The 395-nt window shown below is 42.5% G+C and carries 1 protein-coding gene; it reads left to right on the forward strand.

Features of this window, described 5'->3' with window-relative positions:
* Positions 1–395 (forward strand): hypothetical protein (locus VEI_RS10370; protein ID WP_145749529.1); only part of this gene is annotated, 395 nt, incomplete at both ends.

The following is a 395-nucleotide window of genomic DNA, read 5'->3' on the forward strand; positions in this document are numbered from 1 at the left end:
GCTGGTGTAACCTCAAAAGACGCTGCTGGTAATACCACAGTTGTCAATGGTTCTGGTGTATCTTTCAAAGATAGTACTGATACTGCAACGGGTCCTAGCATTACAAAAGACGGTATCAATGCGGGGAATAAAACAATTAGCAATGTAGCCACAGCCGTTAATGGTACAGAGGCCGTTAATAAAGCGCAATTAGACGCGGCGATTGCAGCAATCCCTACAACGGGAGGGGCGACTACACTTAAGACTGCAGCAGATAACAGTACGACAGGAACCGTAGCATTAGCAACTCAATCTCTTGCTGTTAATGGTACTGCTAATTATGTAACAACGACTGCAAATGGTAATGCTATTACCGTTGATTTAGCACAATCTATCAAAGATAAAATTAATACAGC

The sequence above is a fragment of the Veillonella tobetsuensis genome (genome assembly GCF_001078375.1).
Taxonomy (GTDB): Bacteria; Bacillota; Negativicutes; order Veillonellales; family Veillonellaceae; genus Veillonella; species Veillonella tobetsuensis.